Origin of the sequence: Reyranella soli (assembly GCF_007992495.1) — a bacterium.
GTDB lineage: Bacteria > Pseudomonadota > Alphaproteobacteria > Reyranellales > Reyranellaceae > Reyranella > Reyranella soli.
This window is the reverse complement of the sequence record NZ_BKAJ01000357.1, coordinates 1-1,415: the sequence shown is the minus strand read 5'-3', so window position 1 is coordinate 1,415 and position 1,415 is coordinate 1. Positions and strand designations below refer to the sequence as shown.

Annotated in this window: 2 protein-coding genes; both read left to right on the top strand. The window is 64.9% G+C overall.

Annotated features, from left to right (window positions below; all coding sequences use genetic code 11):
• A partial coding sequence (locus RSO01_RS46745) for an SGNH/GDSL hydrolase family protein (RefSeq protein WP_147157470.1) occupies positions 1–591 on the top strand: 591 nt, incomplete at its 5' end.
• A 10-nt stretch (positions 592–601) separates the two neighbouring features.
• A complete protein-coding gene (locus RSO01_RS46740) occupies positions 602–1,378 on the top strand; it encodes a cyclase family protein (RefSeq protein WP_147157469.1) in 777 nt (258 codons plus the stop codon).
• Positions 1,379–1,415: the final 37 nt, after the last annotated feature.

Genomic DNA, 1,415 nt, shown 5'->3' with positions numbered 1-1,415 from the left:
CGCAAGCAATTGCGCATCATCGCGCTCGGCTCGTCGTCGACGTCGGGTTACGGCGTGTCGAACCCGGCCTATGCCTATCCCGCCCAGCTCAAGATGGGCCTCGACAAGGCGCTGCCCGGCGTCGACGTCGACGTCATCAATCGCGGCATCGGCGGGCAGGATGTCGAGGAAATGGCCGCCCGCATGCAGGCCGAGATGAAGGAGAATCCGGCGTCGCTGGTGGTCTGGCAGACCGGCACCAACGCCGCCATCCGACAGATGCCGCTGGCGAAGTTCGAGCGCTGGCTGCGCAACGGGCTGGCGCTCGGCAAGTCGCTGGGCGCGGATTTCGTGCTGATGAACCTGCAGTACGTGCCGGCGGTCGTCGCCGCGCCCGACAAGGAAGCCTACGAGAAGATCATGGCCGCGGCGGCCAAGGAGTATGACGCGGGCCTGTTCCGCCGCTTCGACATCATGCGCGGCTGGTACCAGGACGGCATGCCCTATGCGCAGTTCGTCCAGCTCGACGGCCTGCACCTCAACGACTTCGGCCAGAAGTGCATCGGCAAACTCTTGACCCGGTCGATCCTGAATTCGCTCAACGGTCCTTGAGGGTCCCGTCATGCCGCGTCGGTTTGTCGATCTGTCGATCTATCTCGAGAACGACGTCATCTCCGATCCGCCGCCGTTCGGCCCCAAGATCCAGTACCACAAGCACGCCGACACGGCCGGCCAGATCGCCGGCTTCTTTCCCGGCTTGAAGAAGGAAGACCTGCCCGACGGCCAGGGCTGGGCGGTCGAGAACGTCAACCTCTCGACCCACAACGGCACACATCTCGATGCGCCCTATCACTTCCATCCGACGATGAACAAGGGCGAGCGCGCCATCACCATCGACGAGGTACCGCTCGAATGGTGCTTCCAGCCCGGCGTGAAGCTCGACTTCCGCGACAAGCCGGACGGCCACGTCATCACCGCCAAGGAGGTCGAGGACGAACTCTCGCGGATCGGCCACGAGCTCAAGCCGCTCGAGATCGTCGTGGTCAACACGCGCGCGGGCTCGCGTTACGGCAATAACGACTACGTGAATGCCGGCTGCGGCATGGGCTACGACGCCACCATTTTCCTGCTCGAGAAGGGCATCCGGCTGACCGGCACCGACGCCTGGAGCTGGGACGCGCCGTTCTACTGGACGGCCCAGAAATGGGCCAAGGACCACGATCCCTCGATCATCTGGGAAGGCCACAAGGCCGGCCGCGACATCGGCTACTGCCATCTCGAGAAGCTGCACAATCTCGAGGCGCTGCCGGGCGACGGCTTCACCATCGCCTGCTTCCCGCACAAGATCCGCGGCGCCTCCGCCGGCTGGACCCGCGCTGTGGCGATCTTCGAGGAGTGATGGGAGGCGCGGGCCTCTGGCCCGCTCATGATCATGA